Below are 22333 nucleotides of genomic sequence, written 5' to 3'. Positions count from 1 at the left end.
GGCAGCGCGGAACGTGCGGCGCTTCCGGCGTCCGCGGGAGCGGAGGGAGCAAGCGGTCGGCGTCTGCCCGGCGGGGCCGGACCGGCCAGTTTCCGACGGTCGGCATTACCCCGCGTATCGACCGTATCCGGGACAAGCCCAGCGCGAGTTGGCCTCGGTTCGCCTCCCTAAACACTGAAACGTCGTACCGCTCGGTATGGGTCGACTTAGCATGCGTCAACGGGCCGCATTTCCCGCACCCTCGGAGTTGCCCCATGAAGCCTCATCGCAAGAGCCGCTCGTCGCCGCCGCCGAGCGGCGGGCTCAGCCGCCCGGTGCAGGGCGGTCTCACCGTGGCGGCGTTCGTGCTCGTCCCCCTGCTCGCTGTCGGCGCGAGCGACGGCTTCCGCGCCGCGCTCGACCACACCACGGGAGTCCTCTCGCTGGTGTCCCTGACGGCGGCCATCGCGTGGGGGCTCATCGCGACGGACCGGCTGCTGCTGTCCCCGCGCCACCGGCTCCTCGCCCAGGCCGTCCACCGTGCGACGGCGACGGCCTCCCTCGGATTCCTGCTGCTCCACGCCACCGTGAAGGTGTCGCTCGGGCATGTGGGCCTGATCGGCGCGATGGTCCCCTTCGGCCTCGGGGCCGGCGGTACGGCGGGGCTCATCGGCTTCGGCTCCCTGGCCGGATTCCTGATGGTCGTCGCGGGCACGACCGGCGCGCTGCGCAGCGCGCTGGCGGGCAATGTCAGGGGTGCCGGGCGCTGGCGCCCCCTGCATATGCTGGCATATCCGGCCTGGTGCTTCGCGCTGGTCCACGGGCTGTTCTCCGGCCGCCCGGCTGCGGCTTGGGTCGTGACGATGTACTGCTTGGCGCTGCTGGCCGTCGCGGCTGCCGTATCGATACGCCTCTTGCCGCGCCCCGTGCAGCGCCGTCTGTCGCGCAAGGTCCTCAGGCTGACCGGGGGTGGTTCCGAGGACCGCGAGGGGGGCGCCCGGCGCGATACGGGGCGCTCCCTCCTCCCGGACGAGAGCGGTGGGCCGGTGGCGTCCGTCCCCGGCGCCGGGGAGGGACCGTCGTCCCGGCTCCCCTATGAAACCGACCTCCGGCGCGAGACGGCCGCGGGCCCGGCGGCTCTCGCCCCGCCCCGCCGGCGGCCGACGCTCGCGGCCCCCTCCCCCCAGCTCTACGAAGCCCCACCGCCCCCGGAGACCGCCACCAGCGGCCGGGGCCCCGGCCCGGGAACCCCCGCCGGAACCGGTATCTCGGCCGCGTACCGCGCGGTGTCCCTCGCGGGCGAGCCCTCCGCTCCGCTGGCCGAGCGCATTCCGATGACCGAGGAACTGCCCGTCATCTCCGAGGAGGGCCCCGCCCCGGGTGTGTGGCCGACACCGTCGCCGCCGCCCCCCGGCCGCGCCCTCGTCCCGGAACTCCCGCAGCAGCCGCCGTCCCAGCCACTCGCGTCGGAACCCGCGCCGTCCCTGGCGCAGATGTTCATGTACGAGCCGGTCCAGGCCGTTCCGCCGTGGTACGCGCCCCCCGCGTACGCCCCTCCCGTGCCCGAGCCGATGGCGCCCGAGCCGGTGATGCCCGAACCCCCCGCGTACGCCTCTCCCCCGTACGACTCTCCCCCGTACGGAACCGGGACCTCCGGCACCCCCGCCCAGGGCCCGGCGACCGGCACCGGCTTCGATTTCCCGCCGTACCCGGCCCGGTCGCCCGGCGCCGCGCCCCCCAACAACCCGGAGTCCAGCGCTCCGCCCGGATACCCAGCCCCCGCGGCCGCCCAGTACGGGGCAGCCGACTCCCCCTACGCGCCACCCCCCTCCCCGTACGACACCGGTCGGAGCGGTGCGTACGACGACACCACACAGGCGATGCCCGGCCCCCTCTTCCCGCCCCGGGCGGGAGAGCCCTGGAACTCGCCCGCAGGAGACCGACCTTGAACGTCCCCCTCCCCGATGTCCCCGAGGTCCGAGTCGTCGGCCTTCCCCAGCTCACCCAGGGGTTCGACCTCGTCGAGCGCCTGGATCTCCCGATGCACCTCAAGGTGCACGGCCCGCTGGAGCCGGTCACGGGCGAACGGCTCGCACAGCTCTCCGAGGAGATATTCCTCCGGGGCCGTGGAGGAGCCGGCTTCCCCTTCGGACAGAAGCTGCGTGCCGTGGCCAAGTCGGCGATCCGGCGCGGGGTGCGGCCCGTCGTCGTGGTCAACGGCAGCGAGGGGGAGCCCGCCTGCCGCAAGGACACCGTGCTGCTCAACCGCGCGCCCCATCTGATCCTGGACGGCGCGCTGCTGGCCGCCGAGGCCCTGGGCGCACGCACCCTGGTCGTCGCGGTCACCCGCAACTCCACGGAGATATCCATGCGGGCCGCCCTCGCCGAGCGCGGGCTGTCGGACCGCCGCGGGCAGCGGCTGCGCGCGCGGATCGTCCGGACGCCGGAGCGGATGGTCTCCGGTGAGGCGTCCTCGGTCATCCGGGCGATCAACGGCGGCCCCGCGCTGCCGCCCGGACGCCGGGTCCGGGCGGCCGACACGGGCGTCGGGGGCGCGCCGACGCTCCTGTCGAACGCGGAGACGTACGCACAGCTCGCGGTCGCGGCCCGGATCGGCGCCCGCCGCTACGGCAACACCGGTACGGGCTCCGAGCCGGGCACCGTACTGCTGACGATCTCCGGAGCCGTCGCGCGCCCCATGGTCGTCGAGGTGCCCACGGGTGTGCCGCTGCGCTATGTGCTCCAGCTCGCGGGCGCTCCGCCGCTCCCCCAGGGGGTACTGACCGGCGGCTACCACGGCAACTGGATCGACTCGGTCGCCGTGCACGAGGCGGTGGTCTCACGGGAGTCACTGGCCGCCGTCGGAGGCTCTCTGGGCGCGGGAGCGATCCTGCCCATCGGCCCGGAGACCTGTCCGCTGGGCGAGGCCCTGCGGGTGGCCAACTGGCTGGCCGCCGAGACCGCGGGGCAGTGCGGCCCGTGCAGGCTGGGACTGCCCGCCGCGGCGGGCGGTCTGGCGGATGTCATGAACGGCGGCGGCCCGGCCGCGCTGGAGGCCCTGCGCGAGGTCACCCAGGCCGTGAAGGGCCGGGGCGCGTGCAAGCACCCGGACGGCTCGGCGCGCTTCTTCGCCTCCACCCTGTCGGCGTTCACGGACGATCTGGCCGCCCATGTGCTGCACGGGGGCTGCGGCCGCGAGACGACCGGAGTGCTGCCGCTGCCGCTACCGGGTTACGCGGAGGCGGAGGAGTCGATCCCGAGCGGCGAGAAGGTCTTCATCGACTGGACGCTCTGCCAGGGGCACGGGCTCTGCGCGGACATCATCCCGGAGCTCATCCGGATCAACCCGGACGGCTACCCGTCCGTGGCCGACGCCGTGGTGCCGGCGCATCTGCGGGGGCGCGCCCAGCGGGCCGTACGCCGGTGTCCCGGGCTGGCGATGCGTATCGAGCAGACCTCCGAACCGGCGCCGGGGGCCGGACGGCCCGCTCTGCCCGCGCCGAGGCGCAAGGAGCTGGGCAGCGGGCGCGGCTGACGGCCCCACCGCCCGTGCGCCGGACCTGTGTTGGGGACGGGCGGGTCACCCGATCGTGGCCCGCCCTCCTCTGTCGTCGTCCGGGAACCAAACCTCCGGAAACAACAGAAAACCCGCCGGACCGTCGGTCCCGGCGGGTTCTTCCTCACAGTGCTGCGAATGAAGCCTGTGGAGCTAAGGAGAATTGAACTCCTGACCTCCTGCATGCCATGCAGGCGCTCTACCAACTGAGCTATAGCCCCTTGTGAGATGCCGCCCGGCCGGAGGCTTCCCTCGGGGGCGACATCGCCAACATTAACGCTCCCCCTGGTGCTTCACCAAATCCATATCCGCCTCCCGTCCGTGCCCCGGAGGGAGCCGTCGGCGCGGCGCGGGCGGGGAACCGGACCGCGTCCGCAGACGGCCCGGGACCCCTTGCACTCTCCCTGCCCGGCGCCCGGCTACGCCGTGGCGAACGAGTAGAAACGCTTCAGCGCGCAGTGCTCGTCCAGCAGGCGCCCGTAGATGGGTTCCCCCTCGAGTTCCCGGTAGGTCTCGATGGGGTCGCCCTTTATGATCAGCGCCCGCGCGCACTCCTCGCACCAGTACTGGTACTCGGGATTCAGCGGGTCCATGTCCCGGACAATGGGTGTACCACTGCCGCACCAGTCGCATTTACGCCTGTGTGCCCCCATCAGTCAGCTCCAGCTGTGGCCGCAGGACGTGCACACGTAAGAAACTCCACCGTTGTCGCCGAGGACCTGGGCGACATGCGCAGATCCGCAGGACGGGCAACTCAGGGGTGCGCTCGCGTCCGCCGTGGTGAGCAGGGCGTCGGTCTTCTGGCTCCCGCTGGCGGACATCGTGCACTCCTTCCCGTTCTGGCCGGTGTCCCCTCCGGCCGTCCGATTCTGCCATGGCCACGCAAGATGGTCAGGAGCGTTTGCGAACGAGACCGGCCACAGCACCGAGGATTGACGCGCCGGCGAGGGCCGTGGCGCACATCCACAGGCCGTCCGCGGAGCCCTCCGCCCCCGGTCCGGCCCCCCGGTTCAGGAAGAGTGTGCCGAAAACGGCTACTCCGAGGACCTGTCCGATCTGGGTGACGGTCACCAGCAGCCCGCTGGCGTCGGCCGCGTCTTCCGTGCTTACGGTCGCCAGCGCTCCGGTGAGGGTGGGGCTGTAGGCGGCCGCCATGCCCCCGCCGACGCCCACGAGCGCCAGGTACAGCAGCGGGCCGCCGTCACCGCCGTCCCGCAGCAGTGCCCCCACCGCGGCCGTGGAGAGTGCCGTGAGGACGAACCCGCCCGGCACCAGGCCCGTTTGCAGTCGCGGGGGCCAGCGTCGCCAGGTCAGTCCGACCAAACCGAAGACCAGAGCGGTCGGGGCGAACATCAGCCCCGAACGCAGGGCGCCGTAACCGAGACCGCTCTGGACGTGCAGGGTGGCGGCGAAGACGAACCCCGCGTTCACGGCCATCACCACGATGATCCGCAGCACGGCCTGGACCATCCCCGGAATCCGCAGCACACGTGGGGCGATCAGCGGAGCACCGCCGCGCCGGGCGAGCCGTGACTCGTACGCGGCGAACGCGCCGAAGGGCAGCACGGACGCCATCAGGGAGATCCAGGTCCAGGCGGGCCAGCCCTCCTCCTGGCCGAGCACCAGCGGCACGGTGAACAGGGACATCGCGGCCGCGAGGAGCACCAGCCCCGGCAGATCGAGCGGCCGGACGGCCGCGCCCGGGTCCCGCCGGTCCGTCGGCAGGACCTTGGTGCCGAGCACCAGCAGGACGACGCCGATGGGCACATTGACCAGGAAGACGGGCCGCCAGCCCATCCCGAAGAGGTCGGCGCTGACCAGGACACCGCCGACGACCTGCCCGGCGACGGCCCCGGTGGCGAGGACGGCGGAGTAGGCGCCGAGCGCCCTGACCCGTGCCTCGCCGACGTGGCTGCGCTGGATCAGGCTGAGCACTTGGGGGATCAGCAGAGCTGCGGCTGCCCCCTGGGCCAGCCGGAACGCGATCAGCTGGCCTGTGCCGGCGGCGAGTCCGCAGGCCAGCGAGGCGGCGGTGAACAGCGCCAGTCCGGTCAGCCACGCCCGCCGGTGGCCCATCCGGTCACCGAGCCTTGCGCCGGTGATCAGGAGGACGGCGTACGCGACGGTGTATCCGGCGACGACGAGTTGCAACCCCGCGTCGGAGGTGTCGAGTTCACTGCGGATGGTGGGGGCGGCGACGCCGACGATGAACGTGTCGAGCAGCGCCATGAACTGCGCGGCGAGCACGACGGCCAGCAGGGGGCCGGTGCGTTTGTCAGTGCCGGGGTCTTTACTGAGAGTACGGGGCTCACGTGGGGCAGTCGTCATGTTCCGCAGCGTGACGACACTCTGGTACGGGTGGTGAGAGCCCGCTGATGCTGGTATTGGCAGCACCTGGCAAGGAGGAGCCCGGGAACCGACCATGGGGGGATGACGACCGCGATGACAGCGACTGGAGCGGATCACCCGTCCCCGGAGACCCGCGCAGCACAGGGGCAGCGAGAGGGCCGGGCGGGGCACCGCCGCAGACCGGAGCTGGCGGCGTTCCTCCGCAGCCGGCGCGCACGGCTGACACCCGCGGACGTGGGGATTGCGCCGGGGCTGCGGCGGCGCACCCCGGGCCTGCGCCGTGAGGAGGTCGCCCAGCTCTCCGGAGTGGGCGTGACCTGGTACACCTGGCTTGAGCAGGGGCGTCCGATCAAGGTGTCGGCACAGGTCCTGGACGCGGTGGCCAGGACGCTGCGCCTGGACCGTCCGGAGCGTGAGCATCTGTACCACCTGGCCGAGGTCCCGTACGAAGGGGTGGCACAGGCGGGCCCGCAGAGCGTGAGCCCGGAGATCCAGAGCATCATCGACGCGCTGGACCCGCGCCCCGCCGTGGTCTACAACGCGCGGTACGACATGCTGGCGGCCAACCGCGCCTACAGCGATCTCTTTGTGAACGACCGGTTCGTGGGGCCCGGCAGAAGCAATGTGCTGTGGGCACTCTTCACCCAGGCCGTTCCCGAGCACTGCCCGGTCGTCTTCCACACGCTGGAGCTTCCCGTGATGGTGGCGCAGTTGCGCGGCGCTTACGGGCGTCATGTGGGCGAGGTCGCGTGGGAGTCGTTCATCGCGGAGCTGGCGTCGAGGAGCGAGCATTTCGCCGAACTGTGGCAGAGAGGAGACGTGGCGCCGCCCGGACCGCGGGTGAAGACGTTCCGGCACAAGGACGTGGGCGAGATGCGGATGACCTCCGTCTCTCTGGAGATCAACGGCATGCCGGAGTGCAGAATCGTCGCCTACAGCCCGGACGACGCGGAGAGTGGCAGGCGCCTCGAACGGCTGCGGGTGGCGCGGCCCGACGGTGCCTCCTGATACCGGCGCCCTTGCACCCCGGGCCGGCCGGCCGTATGACGTCTGCGCTCCCCCGCAGCCATGCGGCCGGCCGCCCGGCATGCTCCGGCCGATCTGTCGTCCTGCCGGAACAGCGAAATCCCGCCCTCTGCTGAGGACGGGATTCCAGGGATGTGGAGCTAAGGAGAATTGAACTCCTGACCTCCTGCATGCCATGCAGGCGCTCTACCAACTGAGCTATAGCCCCGCGTGTTCTCCGCGCTCGGCGCTGCGAACAAGAAGAACCTTAGCCTGCGACCTGCCGGAAAGTGAAATCCGGAGGTACGGGGCCGCGGCCGGCGTGAGGGACGCGACCGGGCGGGTCAGTCGTCGTCGCCGAGGACCGGTTCCGGCAGGGTGCCCGCGTTGTGCTCCAGCAGCCGCCAGCCGCGCGCGCCCTGGCCGAGAACGGACCAGCAGCAGTTGGAGAGCCCGCCCAGGCTCTCCCAGTACGCGGACTCCAGGCCGAGCAGACGGCCGATGGTGGTACGGATGGTGCCACCGTGGCTGACGACGACCAGCGTGCCGTCCTCCGGAAGCTTCTCGGCATGGTGGAGGACCACGGGCGCGGCCCGGTCGGCGACCTCGGTCTCCAGTTCGCCGCCGCCCCGGCGCACGGGCTCGCCGCGCTTCCAGGCCGTGTACTGCTCTCCGTACAGCTCGATGATCTCCTGATGGGTCAGGCCCTGCCAGACTCCCGCATACGTCTCGCGCAGGGCGGCGTCGTACGAGACGTCGAGGCCGGTCAGCCCGGCCAGCTCACCGGCCGTGGCGGCGGCCCGCCGGAGATCGGACGCGATGATGGCGTCCGGCTTGAGGGCGGCGAGCAGGCGCGCCGCCCGGCGGGCCTGGGCGACACCGGTCTCGGTCAGGGCGATGTCCGTGGTGCCCTGGAAGCGGCGCTCCAGATTCCAGGCGGTCTGCCCGTGCCGCCACAGGACGAGACGGCGGCCCGTGCGCTTGTAGGCGTCCTCGTTCAGCTCAACTCACCGTCCGCTGTGCCGGAGAGCTCCGCGTGCTCCTTGGCCTTTCCGCGGGTCTTCACGGCGTCCTCGGGCAGCGGCAGCTCGGGGCAGTCCTTCCAGAGCCGCTCCAGGGCGTAGAAGACACGCTCCTCGCTGTGCTGGACATGGACCACGATGTCCACATAGTCGAGGAGGATCCAGCGGGCGTCGCGGTCGCCCTCACGGCGGACCGGCTTGACGCCCAGCTTCTCGCTCAGCCGCTCCTCGATCTCGTCGACGATCGACTTGACCTGGCGGTCGTTGGGCGCGGAGGCGAGCAGAAAGGCATCGGTGATCGACAGCACATCACTGACGTCATAGGCGATGATGTCGTGCGCGAGCCGGTCGGCGGCCGCCTGGGCGGCGGTGTTGACAAGCTCGATGGAGCGGTCCGTAGCGGTCACAAGCAGGCTTTCGTCGGCGGTCGAGTAACCCCTCAAGGGTCTCACGGACCACCGACAACCCTCGCCTCCCTTACGGAGAGCCGCCGGTCCGGGCCGCTCAGGGCCCGGACCGGCGGCTTCCGCTCAGCCGGACGTCCTGGGAGCCAGCCGCCCGTCCCGGGGATCAACCGCCCGTCCTGAAGTCCTTGCCGAGGACGACGCTGATGTCGGCGTTCGCCGCGGGTGTGCCCTTCTTCACCGCGCCCGCGGGCAGACCCAGGGTCTTCGCGACCTCCGCGGCCTCCTCCTTCTTCGCGTCGTCACCGTAGGTGATCCGTGAGGCGGGAACGGTCTCCGCCTTGCCGCTGTCGATCACCGCATAGCCGCCGTTGACCAGGGAGACCCGGGCGGTCTCGGTGGCCGAGGTCTTCCCGGTGCCGTTCTTGATGCCGACGCGGACGGCCGCCCCCTGCTCCGGAGCCGTGACCGAGCCGCCCAGGATGTCCTTGACGACGCTGCTCGACGCCTCCTCGGTGAGCGTGCCGTCCTGCTGGACCGGCAGCAGCGCGGTCCGGTAGTCGCCGCCCTTGGCGTGTTCCGCGAGCTTGGCGAGGGAGGCCCCCAGGTCCTTCTCGGTCAGCGAGGGGTCGAGGATCTGCCCCAGGGTCTCCACCGTGACGGTCGCGGACTTCGGCTCGCTCGGGAACTTCTTCAGAACGGCCTGCATGACCTGCCCGAAGCGCTGGAGCTGGTCGGCCTCCGCCTCGCCCGGGCCGGTATAGGTGGCGTAGGCGACGGCGGCCCGGCCGTTCAGCGTCTGGTTCTCGCCTTTCTTCACCAGCGGCGCGGCGCCCTGCTTGTCGCCGGGCACGGCGGTGTCGGTGGTCAGGTCGATGGTGCCGACCAGCTCGACCAGATTCTCCAGGAACGGGGTGTCGAGCCGCCAGGTGCCGGTGATCTTGGCGCCGAGGAGGGAACCCACCGCCTCCCGGGTCCCCACGGAGCCGTCGTCCTCCACGGACTTGCCGAGGGTGGTACCGGTGCCGTCGTCGTTGGCGACGGAGAGCGCGTTGGGAAGAAGGACGGTGGTGCCCTGCTGAGTGGTGACGTTGTCGACGAGGAGGGCGGTCGAGGTGGCGCCCTTCTTCTTGGTGTTGTGCAGATGGACCACGATCACGTCCCGCTTCTGCGGCCCGGTGGCCGTGTCCGACGACTCGCCGTCCGACAGACCGGGCAGCTTGCCGGCGGCCCACAGATAGCCGACGCCGCCGAGGACGACGAGCGCCAGGACAACGACCAGGGCGACCACGCGGTGCCGGCCGCGGCGCTTGGCCTCCTCGCGCCGCTCGGAGCGGCTCTCGGTGAACTTGAGCCAGTCGATGACGTCTTCGGAGTCCTCGTCCGGCTCCTCGATGAAGGAGAACTGCTCGGTGCGGTAGTCGCGCTCGCCGTCCCCGGGCCGGCGCGGTCCCGGTACGGTCCGCCCCGGCGCGGCGGAGGCAAGGGAGCCGTCGGACGGGGACCCCTCGGCCGGGAAGCCGGGAGCGGCGGCTCCGGAGGACGGGACTCCGGATGCTTCGGTTCCGGGGGCGGCCGTCGCCGTGGGCGATTCGGCCGGGTATCCGGTCTGCTGGTACTGCTGTGCGGCGTCCCACTGCCGGGTGGTGTCCACCGCGGCGGGCTGCCCGCCGGTGCCGTAGGAGTACCCGTTGTCCCCACTGCCGCTGTATCCGCCACCGGTGTACGCGTCGCCGTAGGCACCGCCGTCGTTTCCGTACGGGTAGTCCTGCCCGCCCTGGGTGCCGTGGCCGTCCTGGTCCCGCGACGGGGGCTGGGCGTACGGATCGTACGGCGGGTGCTCCCCGGTCGTCGGCTGCTGCGGGGCGTAGGGGTCGTAGCCGTAGTCCCCGCCGGCCTGGCCCTGCTGGTACTGGTGCTGGTCGGGGTGCTGGGTTTGCTGCTGGGCGTACGGATCGTACTGCTGGGGCTGCTGATAGACCGGCTGCCCGTACTCGTCGTAGCCGATGATCTGCGGCTCCTGGTGATACGGGTCGTACGGACGGTTCTGGTCGTTCACCGGTGCCCCTCCCAGTGGCTCACACGCCGCGGTACAGCTGGCGCTTGTCGATGTAGCGCACGACGCCGTCCGGTACGAGGTACCAGACCGGATCCCCCTTCGCGACTCTCGCCCGGCAGTCGGTCGAGGAGATCGCCAGCGCGGGGACTTCCACCAGGGACACCTTCCCCTCGGGCAGCCCGTCGTCCGTCAGATCATGTCCGGGACGGGTCACTCCGATGAAGTGGGCGAGCGAGAACAGCTCGGTCGCGTCACGCCAGCCGAGGATCTGGGAGAGCGCGTCGGCTCCGGTGATGAAGAAGAGGTCGGAGTCCTCGTTGAGGGAGCGCAGGTCCCGCAGGGTGTCGATCGTGTACGTCGGCCCCGGGCGGTCGATGTCGATACGGCTGACGGAGAACTGCGGGTTGGACGCCGTGGCGATGACCGTCATCAGATAGCGGTCCTCTGCCGGGGACACCACCTTGTGGGTCTTCTGCCACGGCTGTCCGGTCGGTACGAACACCACTTCGTCGAGGTGGAAAAGGGCGGCCACCTCGCTGGCGGCCACCAGGTGGCCGTGATGGATCGGGTCGAATGTCCCGCCCATCACACCCAGTCGACGCCTGCCGGTAGCGGTACCCGTAGGCACTTCCTGCTCTCCCATGCGTGCAGAGCCTACTGGCACGTTCGTCCGGGCCGCCCGGTCCGGGCTCAGCGGTCGCGGTTGAAACGGGTGGTGATCCACAGCAGGAGAAGCAGCGCGAAGAGGACGCTGCCACCGATGAAGTACGGGTCGAGGCTTTGGTGATTGCCGCCGTGCTCTGCGCCTTCGGCGAGAGTGACCAGGTTGGCGGCGGTGCTGGTGAGGCTCATCTTCAGCGGACCTATCGATCGGGAATCAAGGCGGAGCGACTTCGCCCACATCGTATGCGGGCCCCTCGGGCACGCTTACGCCGACTCGGTCGTTGTGGTTGTCACGGCGCCGTTCCGGCGGTGCCGTGCAGCTGAGAAGGGTGGAAACCGGGCGTGCGGCTCCCGTACTCCCAGGTTATCCACAGCCCCCGACGGGCTGGGGCACCAGCGCCTACGCTGGGGCTTGCCAGGGGGACGACTATTACTCGCCGATCACGTCATCGATCACATCATCAGGGTCAACAGGGGGCTTGAATGACCGAAAGCAGTCATGAGAACGTGCCGGGCCGGCAGCGCAAGCGCTTCCCGGGCATCTCCTCACGGGCGTACGAACATCCCGCGGACCGCTCGGCGCTGGTGGCTCTGCGCAAGCTCAGCGGGTTCGACACCGTCTTCAAGGCACTGAGCGGACTGCTCCCGGAGCGCAGTCTGCGGCTGCTGTTCCTCTCCGATTCGGTCCGGGTGGGCGACGAGCAGTTCGCTCACCTCAACGCCATGCTGAGGGACGCCTGCTACATCCTGGACCTGGAGAAGGTCCCGGCGATGTACGTCACCCAGGACCCGCGGCCCAACGCGATGTGCATCGGCCTGGACGAGCCGATCATCGTGGTGACCACCGGTCTGGTGGAGCTGCTGGACGAGGAGGAGATGCGGGCGGTCGTCGGCCATGAGGTGGGCCATGCTCTCTCGGGCCACTCCGTCTACCGCACGATTCTGCTCTTCCTCACCAATCTGGCACTGAAGATCGCCTGGATCCCGCTCGGCAATATGGCGATCATGGCCATCGTCACGGCGCTGCGGGAGTGGTTCCGCAAGTCGGAGCTCTCGGCTGACCGCGCGGGGCTGGTGGTGGGCCAGGATCTCCAGGCATCGATGCGGGGCCTGATGAAGATAGCCGGAGGCAACCATCTCCACGAGATGAACGTCGACGCGTTCCTCAAGCAGGCGGAGGAGTACGAGGAGGGGGGCGATCTGCGCGACTCCGTGCTCAAGATCCTCAATGTGCTGCCCCGCTCGCACCCGTTCACCACGGTCCGTGCGGCCGAGCTGAAGAAGTGGGCGGAGAGCCGTGACTACCAGCGGATCATGGACGGTCACTATCCGCGGCGCTCGGAGGACAAGGACACCTCGGTGAGCGGCTCCTTCCGGGAGTCCGCCTCGCACTACGCGGACACGGTGCGTACGAGCAAGGATCCGCTGATGAAGCTCGTCGGCGACATAGCCGGCGGCGCGGGCGACCTGGGCGGCAGGCTCCGCGGCAAGTTCACGGGCGGCGGCGCGTCCGGCGGCTCCTCCAGCGGGGGAAGCGACAGCGGAAGCAACGGCAGCGGCTGACGGGCGCGGCCGGTGGCCGACCGGCCGCCGGCCGAGGGGCAGGGCCGAGTCCGGGCCAGGCCCGGACTCCGTCCGTACGGCGGGCTGGACCGCGCCGGGCCCCCGCCGCGCCCGGGATTCGGCCCGGGCGGGTGTCCCTGTCCCGGCCCGGGTGGCTGCCCCGGCCGGGGTCGCGGGCCGGGAGCCGCCCTGCCGTCTCCCACCGCCGCCCTCAGGGCCTCGGGGAGCTCCGGGAGGGGCTCGGCTGGGCCGAGGGGGACAGAGAGCCGCAGAGGGCCGTTGTGGCGTCGCCCGTGGCATAGGGGTCGGTGCCGGCGGGGACACCGGGGGCGGCGCGCTGGCCCGCGAGCAGGGGGCGCAGGGTGCCGGAGGGGTCGTCGGAGCATGCCTGAGGTCCGGCCTGGACATGGCTGGAGACCAGCTCCGCACGGCGGTGGTCCAGGTCCTCACGGTCGAAGCGGAGGTGCAGTTCCCGGCGGACCGTGAAGAGGGACGCCTTGCCCGCCCTGCCCGCGGGGGTGCCGTCCATCCGGGCCGGGCGCAGGGCGTAGGTGAAGGTGTGGTTCGCCGTCACCTCCAGGGCGTCGGCTCCGGCCTCCAGATAGGTCAGCCCGCCCCGCACCCGCACCTCGGGGTCGGCGAGGGCCACCTTCGCCGGGTCGAAGCGCACCATCCAGCCGGTGGCCGCGTGGTGACCGTCGGCGACGGGCGTCGACATGCTCCGGTCGAACTGGTCCAGCTGATCGGGATCGAGCAGCACCCGCACCGGCCGCACGGCACCGCCGGTGAGGACATCGGGGTCCAGGGAGGACACCACGAGATAGTCCTTGGCGATGGTCAGTGCGGTCATCACCTGGCTCTCGGAGAAGTTCCGGGTGCGCCGGGCGCCGGGGAGGTTGATGCCGGAAGCGGAGACACGGTAGTGCGCGGCGGGGCTGCGCGCGTAGAGATCGGCGGGTGTCCCGCCGGGAACGGGACCCTGGGGAGCGAGGGGGATCATCGTGATACGCAAGGGCTCGGCCCGTTTGCCGACGGGTGTCTGGGAAGGCTGACGGACGGCCAGATAGACCGCCGCCCCGAAGGCGAGGGCCACCAGAAGCACCAACACCACGACCTGCCGGGTACCGCCCGACTTGGGCTTCCACCCGGGGAGGGAGCGTACGGCGCGCGCGTGGGCGCCCATCCGCTCCTGCGCGGAGAACTCCTGAAGCCGCGCAGCCTGTACGAACGATTCGTCGAAGACGACGGACCGGTACTCGTCCTCTCCACCGCCGGGAAATCCTTCGGGTGTCCCCTCCGGCGTCCCCTCGGGCGGGTCTTGGCGCCCAGCCATACTTTCAGGTTAGGTCCGGCGGGGCTTCGGTAAACGCGCCCGTACTCGACAAAGTCTGACGAGTTCTCACCAAGTTGTACCCCATCCGTTCACCGGTGGACCGGAAGGTGATCAGCGGCCGGCGGGAGACCGAGCGCCGGAGGCCACGGGACCAGGCACGCCGTGGCGGCGGACACCGGAGCACCGGGCCCGCCTCCCTTCGGCAAGGAAGGAGAACACGGTTCGAAGCCCGGCAGGGGGTGCGTCCGGACGGAGATCGGCCGGCCGACGGGAATCCGGCGGGGGCGCGTCCGGCCGGGAGGGCCGTGGAGCTCGCCGTGCCTGCGGGCGCTGAGCCTCAGGCGGCCCGCAGACAGGCTGAGCCCGACGGTCCGCCCGCGTCCGCGCCGCCGGCGGCGGCCCGGGCTCATGCCACGGCCAGCCGAGCCCGCGCCGCACTCCGCCGGCAGCTCCGATGTCGCTCGCCCCAGGCTCACCACGGCGGAGCCGCGCCAACCGCCGCTCCTGTGCCTTCGGCCTCGGGCGCGTCGCGCCCGCCGCCCCAGGCTCCGGCTCGGGCCCGCCGCCCCGGGCTCGTCTCCCAGCCGAGCACGGACCCCGACGCAGCCTCAGGCCCGCGCCCGCCGCCCCGGGCCCAAGCCACGGCCAAGCCACGTCCGCGCCGCATACCCGGCAGCTCCGTGCCCCAGCCGACCCGGCCGCGACCTCACACTCCGGGCTCGCGCCGCTGACCCCGACGCGTCGCGCCCGCTACCCCAAGCTCCGGCTCGCACCCGCGGTCCCAGGCTCCGGCTCGCGCCCGCCGCCCCAGGCCCAGGCCCAGGCCGAGCACGGTCGCCGTCGTGCGCGCAGGAGCCGACGCGATCTCCGTCCCCGTCGCCGTCGCCCAGGGCGATGCCGGTGATCGGGTGCCGGTCAGGGGACGCGGCGGTCGGCAGGGGCCGGGGGTGCGGAGTGCTCCGCGGAGACCGACGGGGTGCCGACACGGTCCCTGAGGGAGTTGGGGTCCGGGGCGGAGCCGGTCGACCGGGAGGTCTTGGTGGCGTCGACGCCCGTCGTCGCGGGCGGTGGCACCTGGTCCTGGCGGTTGCCCGAGGCGCCCCGGTAGACGGCGGTGAAGGCGAGGGCGACCATCCCGATCCCCATCAGCAGGGCGAGGACCCAGGCCACCGGCCGGTGCCAGCGGGCGCTGCCGCGGTAGGGACGCAGGGCGCCGCCGTGCCTGCCGTAGGGGTCGGCGTACTCGTCGTAGTCGCCGAAGCCGGTGCCGTCGCGGTAGGCGCGCTCCCGGCCGTAGACCCCGTACCCGCCGTCGTACAGCTCGTCCTCGGTGACCCCGAGGCCCGATCCGGCGCGGGCCGCCTCGGCCTCCGCGCGGGCCTGGGCGGCGGCGAGCAGCCGCTCGACGGCGGTCGGCTCATGGACCTCCGCCGCCCGGACGAAGTCCTCGTCGAACACCACGGAGGCGAAGTCCTCGTCCGCGCCTCCGCGGTCGTCGTCGGGCTCCCAGCCGTCCGGGAACGGCCTGCCCCCCACGTCGTCCGGCACGCATTCAGAGTAGACGCGGGAGATGGGTTTGGGCAGACGGAAGGAGAACTCTCTCCCCGGCGGAATGGCGCGAACCACGGCGGACGGCCGGGTCCCGCGTGCCCCTACCGGGTGTGACCGTCGCCCGTGACGATGTACTTCGTCGAGGTCAGCTCGGGCAGCCCCATCGGACCGCGCGCGTGCAGCTTCTGGGTGGAGATACCGATCTCCGCGCCGAAGCCGAACTGGCCGCCGTCCGTGAAACGGGTCGAGGCGTTGACGGCGACGGTGGTCGAGTCGACCAGTTGGGTGAAGCGGCGGGCCGCCGCCTGGGAGGTGGTCACGATCGCCTCGGTGTGCCCGGAGGACCACAGGCGGATGTGTGCCACGGCGGCGTCCAGCGAGTCCACGACGGCCGCGGCGATGTCGTACGAGAGGTACTCCGTCTCCCAGTCGTCGGTCGTCGCCGCCACGACCTTGGCCTTGGTCGCGTCCGCGTACTCCAGTACGCGCTCGTCGCCGTGCACGGTCACCCCGGCGTCGGCGAGGGCGTCCAGGGCGCGCGGCAGAAAGGCGGCGGCGATGTCCTGGTGGACCAGGAGGGTCTCCGCGGCATTGCAGACACTGGGCCGCTGCGCCTTGGAGTTGATCAGGATGTCGACGGCCATGTCGAGATCGGTCGCGGCGTCCACATACACATGGCAGTTTCCGGTTCCGGTCTCGATGACGGGGACGGTGGACTCCTCGACGACGGTACGGATCAGTCCGGCGCCGCCGCGCGGGATGAGCACGTCCACCAGACCGCGGGCACGCATCAGCTCCTGCACGGAGTCGCGGGACTCGCCGGGCACGAGCTGGATCGCGTCGGCCGGGAGGCCGGAGCCGCCGACCGCGTCGCGCAGGACCCGTACGAGGGCGGTGTTGGAGGAGTACGCGGACGACGAGCCGCGCAGCAGGACCGCGTTGCCCGACTTGAGGCAGAGGGCGGCGGCGTCGACGGTGACATTGGGCCGGGCCTCGTAGACGATCCCGACGACACCGAGGGGGACGCGGACCTGGCGCAGGTCGATGCCGTTGGGCAGGGTCGAGCCGCGGACGACCTCGCCGACCGGGTCGGGCAGCGCCGCGACGTCGCGGACGTCGGCGGCGATGGCCCGGACCCGTTCCGGGGTCAGGGTGAGCCGGTCGATGATCGCCTCACCGGTGCCCGCCTCACGAGCCCGGGCGACGTCCTCGGCGTTGGCCGAAACGATCTCGCTCGTACGGACCTCCAGGGCGTCCGCGATCGCCAGCAGCGCATCGTCCTTCGCCGAGCGCGGCAGCGGGGCGAGGTCGGCGGCGGCGGAGCGCGCCCGGTAGGCGGCCTGCGCGACCGGGGAGAGGTTGTCGTAGGGCGAGAGCGGCGAGGACGTCGTCATACCCGCAGGGTAATGCGCTCGCCGCGGACGTCCGGCGGGTATCCCGCACTCCGAGACGAATGCCCCGCACCGGGCACCGCGGACGTCCCCGGGCCGGGTCCCACGACCCGGAGGGCCCGGGAATGCCCGGGGAACGGGCGCCGGAAGGGCTCCGGAGAGGCTCCGGCCGGGGGCTCAGAAGGGGTGGACCCCCACCGGCGCGGCCGGCGGCGGGCCGTACCCCTCCGCGATGCGCTGGTGATAGGTCTGCCGGTCGATGACCTCCAGCCCGACGATCGTCCACGGGGGCAGCCTTGCGGTCGAGCGGTGCTCGCCCCACAGCCGCAGCGCCACCGCGGCTGCGTCGTGGAGGTCCCGGGCCTCCTCCCAGTAGCGGATCTCCGCGTGATCGCCGGCGTATCGGCTGGTCAGCAGGAAGGGATGGTCGTGGGCGAGCTGTTCGAGGCCGCGCCTGACCTCCGGGAGCGGTGCTTCGGCGCCGGAGACGCTGAGCGTGATGTGCCACAGCTTCGACTGGGCGCGCTCGTCGCCGTACGGGTCGCCGTCCACGGGCCCCGAGGAGTCCGGCGGAGCGGCCCCGTGCCCCGCCGGCGTCCCCTCGCCGAAGTCGGCACCCGCCCCGACGCTGGTGAGCGTCCGTTCCTCGCCCGGTGCCCGGCGAGCGGGTTCACCTGCGGATCTACGGGTGGACTCCCCCGTAGCCCTGCGAATGTGGGGGACGCCATCGTTGCCTCGGGGCATGTCCCCTGGGCGCGCTCGTCTCACCGGCGGCCTCCTGATTGCATGTCTCGACTTGCTCTACCCCCGCCACAACCCCGCCTCAAAGTTGACCAGTCCCAGGCCGGGGATGGGGCGGTTTTGGTAAAGGTCCCTGTTGGTTGGCGGGACTTTCAGCCGTTTCAGGGGTGCAGGACCACGAGATCGTCCCTGTGTACGACTTCCCTCTCGTATTCCGGACCGAGTTCCTGTGCGAGTTCACGGGTGGAGCGGCCGAGGAGCTGCGGGATCTCCTTGGCGTCGAAGTTCACGAGCCCCCGGGCGACCGCCCGGCCCAGGGTGTCACGCAGTTCCACGGGGTCCCCGGCGGAGAACTCGCCCTCGACCGCGGCGATCCCGGCCGGCAGCAGCGACTTCCTTCCCTCGACGACCGCCCTGACCGCGCCGTCGTCGAGGATCAGCGCGCCCTGGGGGGTGGAGGCGTGGGCGAGCCAGAGCAGCCGGTCCGCCGAACGCCGTCCGGTGCTGTGGAAGTACGTCCCGGCGGCCCGTCCCGTCAGCGCCTCGGCGGCGCGCACGGCGGAGGTGAGGACGACGGGAACCCCCGCCGCCGTGGCGATCCGGGCGGCCTCGACCTTGGTGACCATGCCGCCGGTGCCGACGCCCGCCCGGCCCGCGCTGCCGATCTGCACGTGCTCGATGTCGGCCGGGCCGCGTACCTCCCCGATGAGCGAGGTGCCGGGCTGGGACGGGTCTCCGTCGTAGAGCCCGTCCACATCCGACAGCAGCACCAGCAGATCGGCCCGTACGAGATGGGCGACCAGCGCGGCCAGGCGGTCGTTGTCGCCGAAACGGATCTCGTCGGTGGCGACCGTGTCGTTCTCGTTGATCACGGGGACGGCGCCCATGGCGAGCAGCTGGTCCAGGGTCCGGTAGGCGTTGCGGTAGTGGGCGCGGCGGCTGGTGTCGTCGCTGGTGAGCAGCACCTGGCCGACGCGTACGCCGTAGCGGGCGAAGGAGGCGGTGTAACGGGCGACGAGCAGTCCCTGGCCGACGCTGGCGGCGGCCTGCTGGCGGGCCAGGTCCTTGGGGCGCCGGGCGAGGCCCAGAGGTGCGAGTCCGGCCGCGATGGCGCCCGAGGAGACCAGCACGATCTCCTTCTCGCCCCCGCTGCGGATCTTGGCGAGTACGTCGACGAGCGCGTCCACCCGGTCCGCGTCGAGCCCGCCCGACGCGGTGGTCAGGGAGGACGAGCCGACCTTGACGACGATCCTGCGGGCCTGGGTTACCTGCTGTCTTGCCACTGTCACAGGCCGAATCTATGCCAGGGCACGGACGGGGTGCCCGGCCATTTCACCCGCTGGACAGGCCCGTCCGCCCGGCGGCACCACCCCCCGGCGCCGGGGGCGCGGGTGTCGCGGGGCGTGACGGGAGGCCGTACCGCGGGACCCGGCGCCGGTACGGCAGGACACCGGCGGAGGCGCCGCGCGGGGCCCGCGACACCGGACCCGTACGACACACGGGTCCCCGTATCGGAGGAGTCGGCGGCAGTACGCCGGGCCCGCCGCCCCGGCCCGGCCCCCGCCGCCGTGCGCGGGCGGACACGAACGCGGGACCCGCGCGGTGTCGTCACCGTGCGGGCCCCGCGTCCGGGTGCGGGACCGGGTTCAGCGGGCCAGCTGGGCCCCCGCCCCGCTCGGCTCCGCGGCCCGGTAGGCACCGCCGGGCTGCGGCCTCCCCCGGGACTGCTCGTCGGCGCGCTGCTCGACGGCCCGGTTGCGGGCCTCGGCCGCTGCCTGGAGGGTGCGTACGGCGGAGTTGAAGCGCTCCAGCGAGGTGGGGCGGTCGGGGCCGAGGAGGTAGTCCCTCAGCTCGCGCCGCGCGTCCGCCAGCGGGTCGCGCTCGGGTGCGGCGACGGCGGTGAGCAGGGCGTCCAGTTCGGCGGCGCCGTTGCTGAGGACGACGGCGGCCCGCGCGGCGGTGTTCTGCCGCTGGAACTCCTCGACGCCCAGCCCGGCGGAGTCGGTCACGGCGTACGGCTTGCCGCTCGCCATGAAGTCCGAGACGACGCTGGAGATGTCGGAGACCATCGCGTCGGCCTCGTTGAAGCAGTCGTACAGCTTGGGCTCGTCGCCGGTGACGATCCGGTGCTCCCACCAGCCGGTGGAGCGCCAGTAGGCGTCGTTCCAGTCGGCCCGCAGCTGCTTGATCCGCGCGAGGCGGACCGGATCGGAGAGCGAGACCCTCGACTCCTCGGCCTCGTCGCCGCCGGAGCGGCCGGGGGTGGCGAGGTCCGCCAGCTCGGCCTTGATGGCGACGAGTTCGGCGCGGGCCCTGTCCTGGTCGGCCTTCGCCTCGGCGGCCTCGGAGGACCAGCGGGCGTCGGCGCGGCGCTCGGCCGCGGCGGCCTTCACCATGGCCGTGATCCGCTCGTGGACGGCCTTGGCCTTCTTGTTGCGGATGCCGGTGAAGGGGTGCGGCTTGTAGACGAGCCGCACCGGCGGGTCGGCGGCGAGGAGACGGCGGACGATGTTCTCACCGGCCAGCAGCAGCGAGGTGTTGCCCGGGTTGTCGTCCCAGCCCTCCCAGGTGGGGGCGTACAGGATCGTCGGAACGGGGTGCTTCGGGCTGCCCGCGCCGGCCCGGATGGGGGCGAGCTGGGGCCGTCCGACCTCCACGATGTCTTCGTCCCGTACGCCGACGTCGGCCAGGGCGTAGCGGTCGCGGCCGGCGCGGCCGGCCGTCCACACCTCGTCGTAGACCTTGCTGAACGGGTTGACGCTGGCGAGCTTGTCGCTGTCGCCGTGCCCGATGAAGACGTGCTTCATGGTCGGTGCGCGCAGGATGTGGATGTTCTTGCCGACATTGGCCGGGTAGAGCGCGACACGGACCGTGGAGAGGCTGAGGTTCATCATGTGCATGCCCCCGGGGACACACAGCACGGGTACGGCGGTGGGGTTGAGCCTGGGCACCAGCTCGCGCTCGCGCATGATGATCAGCGGGCGGCCGTCGATCTGCTCCAGGGTCTCCAGCCACATGTTGACCTGGTACGCGGACTCGTCCGAGCCGGAGAAGTAGAGGGCGACGGTGGGGCGGTACTCCAGCAGCCAGTCGCTCACCGCCTTGAGCACGGTGGCGGCGGGCGGAACCCGGCGGCTGAGCAGATAGGGCGCGAGGACCACGGTGTAGAGCAGCCCGAGCCCGACGGTCACGGCGACCCCCGTGTAACCGATGGCGTTCCTGCCGGAGGCGGCGGCCGTCAGCACCCCGGCCATGGCGGGGATGTCGAGGTGGAGCATCTTCTCGCCGGACCGGTGCAGCAGCGCCTTCGGCGGGGCGTCCGGGATACGGATCTTCTGGAGGTCCACGTTCCGGGTGATGACCGGCATGATGCGCCGCATCCGGATCAGGGTCGCCAGCGCCCCGTGCGGCGCCGAGAGGGCGTACAGGAGGAGGAATCCGGCGACGGCCGTGTAGAAGAGCGGGGTCTGGGCGAGCGCCTCACGGGCGAGCAGCAGGACCAGCAGCAGCTGACGGAGCAGAAAGCGGATCGGCAGGCCCACCCGGACCTTGCTGAGCCGGTTGACGAGATAGCTGCGGCGATGGTGCAGATACCAGTCCGCGGCATAGGTCACGGCGGCGGCGGCCGCGAAGAGCGGAATGCTCGGGAGCAGCGCGGCGAGCATGACGCACGGATAGCCGAGCCCGATCAGAGCGGCGGCGGCCAGCTCTGACCGGCTGCCGACTCGTACCAGGCGAATGGCGGTCGAAATCACGGGGAACCTGCTCCAAAGGGTGCCGGTCGATCCTTCAGGGGAATCGCGAAGCCGGGGCTTCCCGGGGAAGTCGGGGCCTCACGTACGGAGCCTCCGCATTTCGCGTCTCTCTCGCGTCCCGCGTTTCGCACGCCTTTTCACGGCGAGGCAATCACAGAGGTCCGGGAATTTCATCGCATGCCGGTAAGGATGCGAGCGTGAATTATTACACATCCCCCTCGCGGTCCAGGACCGCGGCGAGTGCCTGTTCGAAGCCGGATGCTTCTCCGGCGCCGCGGGTCGGGTCCTGCTGCCGTACATCGATGACATGACCCGTCAGCTCCGAGAGGAGCACATCGAGGGAGGTCCTCGCGACGGCCTCGGAGGACAGGAGGGAACCGGCGGGCTCCGTACCGAACGCCCTGGTCCGCATCGGCGTCGCAGTACGTTCAGGATTCACGCAATTGACCCGGATCCCCTCGGCCGCCCACTCGTCCGCCAGAGCCTGGGTCAGATTCACCATGGCCGCCTTCGTCGACGAATAGAGACTGTACTCGGCACGCCCCCGCGTATAACTCGAAGAGGTGTAGAGAAGCAGCTGCCCCCGGCTCTCCGCCAGATACTTGTAAGAAGCGCGGGCGATCTGGACAGGCGCCAGATAATTGACGTTCAGCGCCTCCTGGATGGTGCTGTTGTCCGTCTCGGCCAGCTTCCCGACCCGCAGGACCCCGGCCGTGTTGATGACATAGTCGATACGGCCCGTCTCCGCGTAGGCACGCGACAGCGCCTCCCCGACATGCTCCGGGTTCTCCACATGAGTGCCGGTGGTCGAACGGCCCAGGGCATACACCCGCGCACCGTAGGACCCGGCCAGCCGGGCGATATCTCCGCCGATACCGTACGAACCGCCGAAGACCACGAGAGTACGGCCGGCCAGCAGCTCCCGGTACGCGCTCTCCCCGGCCTGCCGGGGCGCCGCCGTG

The 22333-nt window shown here is 71.6% G+C and carries 18 protein-coding genes and 2 tRNA genes; 4 read left to right on the top strand and 16 right to left on the bottom strand.

The genetic code is table 11. The features are described from left to right. Positions 1–254: 254 nt before the first annotated feature. Together ACIBCM_RS00100 and ACIBCM_RS00095 are read left to right on the top strand one after the other, a co-directional pair. Positions 255–1928 (top strand): hypothetical protein, encoded by a 1674-nt coding sequence (locus ACIBCM_RS00100; protein ID WP_399238388.1) that lies wholly within the window; start codon positions 255–257, stop codon positions 1926–1928. Further along, positions 1925–3514 carry an NADH-ubiquinone oxidoreductase-F iron-sulfur binding region domain-containing protein gene (locus ACIBCM_RS00095; protein WP_399238385.1) on the top strand — a complete coding sequence of 530 codons (1590 nt, stop codon included), beginning with the start codon at positions 1925–1927 and terminating at the stop codon, positions 3512–3514. The genes ACIBCM_RS00100 and ACIBCM_RS00095 overlap by 4 nt, the downstream gene beginning before the upstream one ends. 169 nt (positions 3515–3683) lie before the next feature. On the opposite strand, the gene ACIBCM_RS00090 is transcribed toward ACIBCM_RS00095, so the two are convergent. The 3 genes from ACIBCM_RS00090 to ACIBCM_RS00080 form a co-directional block, all read right to left on the bottom strand. Continuing rightward, positions 3684–3756, bottom strand: a tRNA-Ala gene (locus ACIBCM_RS00090). Between the two features lie 198 nt (positions 3757–3954). Then, positions 3955–4188, bottom strand: coding sequence for a hypothetical protein (locus ACIBCM_RS00085; RefSeq protein ID WP_389263768.1), 234 nt, complete (start codon positions 4186–4188; stop codon positions 3955–3957). A gap of 238 nt (positions 4189–4426) precedes the next feature. Then, positions 4427–5863 carry an MFS transporter gene (locus ACIBCM_RS00080; RefSeq protein ID WP_399238383.1) on the bottom strand — a complete coding sequence of 479 codons (1437 nt, stop codon included), beginning with the start codon at positions 5861–5863 and terminating at the stop codon, positions 4427–4429. A gap of 102 nt (positions 5864–5965) precedes the next feature. Here ACIBCM_RS00080 and ACIBCM_RS00075 point away from each other — a divergent pair, with 102 nt between their 5' ends. Then, positions 5966–6892 carry a helix-turn-helix transcriptional regulator gene (locus tag ACIBCM_RS00075; protein ID WP_399238381.1) on the top strand — a complete coding sequence of 309 codons (927 nt, stop codon included), beginning with the start codon at positions 5966–5968 and terminating at the stop codon, positions 6890–6892. Positions 6893–7045: 153 nt separating this feature from the next. Here the strand turns inward: ACIBCM_RS00075 and ACIBCM_RS00070 are convergent. The 6 genes from ACIBCM_RS00070 to ACIBCM_RS00045 all read right to left on the bottom strand — a co-directional run bounded on the left by ACIBCM_RS00070 (position 7046) and on the right by ACIBCM_RS00045 (position 11226). Further along, positions 7046–7118, bottom strand: a tRNA-Ala gene (locus ACIBCM_RS00070). A gap of 115 nt (positions 7119–7233) precedes the next feature. After that, the gene (locus ACIBCM_RS00065) at positions 7234–7890 is read right to left on the bottom strand and encodes a histidine phosphatase family protein (RefSeq protein ID WP_399239763.1); all 657 of its coding nucleotides are present in this window, start codon (positions 7888–7890) and stop codon (positions 7234–7236) included. Next, entirely contained in the window at positions 7887–8318 is a 432-nt protein-coding gene (gene rsfS, locus ACIBCM_RS00060; protein WP_389263760.1) for a ribosome silencing factor, read from the bottom strand. The genes ACIBCM_RS00065 and rsfS overlap by 4 nt, the downstream gene beginning before the upstream one ends. A gap of 163 nt (positions 8319–8481) precedes the next feature. Continuing rightward, positions 8482–10374, bottom strand: coding sequence for a LytR C-terminal domain-containing protein (locus ACIBCM_RS00055; RefSeq protein WP_399238379.1), 1893 nt, complete (start codon positions 10372–10374; stop codon positions 8482–8484). Positions 10375–10393: 19 nt separating this feature from the next. After that, positions 10394–11017, bottom strand: a complete 624-nt coding sequence (nadD, locus tag ACIBCM_RS00050; protein WP_399238377.1) for a nicotinate-nucleotide adenylyltransferase — start codon at positions 11015–11017, stop codon at positions 10394–10396. 47 nt (positions 11018–11064) lie between these two features. After that, positions 11065–11226 (bottom strand): hypothetical protein, encoded by a 162-nt coding sequence (locus tag ACIBCM_RS00045; protein ID WP_399238375.1) that lies wholly within the window; start codon positions 11224–11226, stop codon positions 11065–11067. 294 nt (positions 11227–11520) lie between these two features. Here ACIBCM_RS00045 and ACIBCM_RS00040 point away from each other — a divergent pair, with 294 nt between their 5' ends. Next, a complete protein-coding gene (locus ACIBCM_RS00040; protein WP_399238373.1) occupies positions 11521–12600 on the top strand; it encodes a M48 family metallopeptidase in 1080 nt (359 codons plus the stop codon). Positions 12601–12811: 211 nt separating this feature from the next. Here ACIBCM_RS00040 and ACIBCM_RS00035 read toward each other — a convergent pair whose 3' ends face one another. The 7 genes from ACIBCM_RS00035 to ACIBCM_RS00005 all read right to left on the bottom strand — a co-directional run. Further along, on the bottom strand, positions 12812–13933 hold the full coding sequence (locus ACIBCM_RS00035; RefSeq protein ID WP_399238371.1) for a hypothetical protein: 1122 nt from the start codon (positions 13931–13933) through the stop codon (positions 12812–12814). 915 nt (positions 13934–14848) lie between these two features. Beyond that, entirely contained in the window at positions 14849–15481 is a 633-nt protein-coding gene (locus tag ACIBCM_RS00030; protein ID WP_399238369.1) for a hypothetical protein, read from the bottom strand. Between the two features lie 104 nt (positions 15482–15585). Further along, positions 15586–16878, bottom strand: a complete 1293-nt coding sequence (locus ACIBCM_RS00025; protein ID WP_399238367.1) for a glutamate-5-semialdehyde dehydrogenase — start codon at positions 16876–16878, stop codon at positions 15586–15588. Between the two features lie 174 nt (positions 16879–17052). Next, positions 17053–17643 (bottom strand): hypothetical protein, encoded by a 591-nt coding sequence (locus ACIBCM_RS00020; RefSeq protein ID WP_399238365.1) that lies wholly within the window; start codon positions 17641–17643, stop codon positions 17053–17055. Between the two features lie 134 nt (positions 17644–17777). Then, on the bottom strand, positions 17778–18905 hold the full coding sequence (proB, locus tag ACIBCM_RS00015) for a glutamate 5-kinase (protein WP_399238363.1): 1128 nt from the start codon (positions 18903–18905) through the stop codon (positions 17778–17780). A gap of 357 nt (positions 18906–19262) precedes the next feature. After that, positions 19263–21371 (bottom strand): hypothetical protein, encoded by a 2109-nt coding sequence (locus ACIBCM_RS00010; protein ID WP_399238361.1) that lies wholly within the window; start codon positions 21369–21371, stop codon positions 19263–19265. A 205-nt stretch (positions 21372–21576) separates the two neighbouring features. After that, on the bottom strand, positions 21577–22333 hold a 757-nt coding region (locus tag ACIBCM_RS00005; protein ID WP_399238359.1), incomplete at its 5' end, for an SDR family NAD(P)-dependent oxidoreductase.

The sequence above is a fragment of the Streptomyces sp. NPDC051018 genome (assembly GCF_044456085.1).
GTDB lineage: Bacteria > Actinomycetota > Actinomycetes > Streptomycetales > Streptomycetaceae > Streptomyces.
Note: the sequence above shows the minus strand (reverse complement) of the source record. Positions and strands in the feature narration are given on the sequence as shown.